Origin of the sequence: Nonomuraea aurantiaca (assembly GCF_020215705.1) — a bacterium.
Taxonomy (GTDB): domain Bacteria; phylum Actinomycetota; class Actinomycetes; order Streptosporangiales; family Streptosporangiaceae; genus Nonomuraea; species Nonomuraea aurantiaca.
The window spans coordinates 1-1,103 of record NZ_JAIWNB010000121.1 but is presented as its reverse complement, the minus strand read 5'-3'; the positions used below and the strand labels follow the sequence as shown (position 1 = coordinate 1,103).

The 1,103-nt window shown below is 65.0% G+C and carries 1 protein-coding gene; it reads right to left on the bottom strand.

The features are described 5' to 3' along the window. Positions 1-126: 126 nt before the first annotated feature. The coding region (locus LDL49_RS56445) for a tetratricopeptide repeat protein (RefSeq protein WP_225303199.1) at positions 127-1,103 on the bottom strand (977 nt) is incomplete at its 5' end.

The window sequence follows — 1,103 nt, the reverse complement described above, 5'->3', positions numbered from 1 at the left end:
CGCGAATGGCCTGAACGGGCGGTAGTGTGCGTGCCACGAGCGTAGGTCCTTGCGTAGTGCGAACTTTGGTCGGTTCAGCACGGCAACCTACGCTCGTTCACTTTTACACCGCATCTCGGACGCGACCTACCGAGGACCGCCGCGTGGTCTTCGCTGCAGCAAGTGGGCACGGGCCACCTCGATCAGATGCCGGCCGCGTCGCGGACGGGACGGAATAGGTACGGACTCGGCGTGGACGCTCTGCCGCGCCGACTCGCCACCCTGATGGAGCTCAACCGCGATGGTGACGGCGTGCGGACGCATGATCACCCGCGAGAACGAGGTCCACGGCTGGTAATAATCGTCAGGGAGCCGATCTGCGACCCGCGCTGCCTCATCCCAATGCCGCCACGCATCACCGATGTCGCCGGTACGTGCCGCGGTGAAGGCCAGCTCGAACAACAACGCCCCCCACATGGCGAGCAGATCCGTGCTCGGGTCGTCCATGTGCGACTCGATGGCCGCCATTCCCTGCCTGTTGATCTCATGCGCGGCGTCGAAGTCGGCGGCCTCCCTATGCACCTGAACGAGGAACCACGCCGCACACGACAACGCCAGCGGATCCTCTGACTCCCGCGCGGCGGCCAGCGCCCGGTCGGCCACCCGCCACAGCAGGTCCGGCGCGGGCTGGTAAGCGACGAACATCTGAGTCAGACCATAGGTCTCCGCGAGCAGCGCCTGGGCGGTGCGCCGCTGCTCGCCTCGGTACATCCAGGCGGCCAGCTGGGTATCGCGAATCAGGTCAGGCAGCAGATCACCGAGGGCAGTGCGATGATCGGGAGAGGAATGCCTGATCCGCCACGCCGCATCAAGTCGTGCCCGAAGGCTGGTGAGCGGCTGCACGGTGCCGCGCAGCTGGATCGGTACGGCGTTGATGGCCTCTCGAACAGCGTTCAGCGCCGGATGGCCGGAACCGTGTCCGTGGCCATGTAAAAGTGGCTCTGACGCAAAGCGTGTGACGTCGTCACGCACGGTCATTTCAGCATCGGTTGCATAGGATGATCTTTCGGAGCAGGTCGAAGTTGGCTCGGCCATAGCGGCTGCGTTTGAGAGCCTTGACCCTT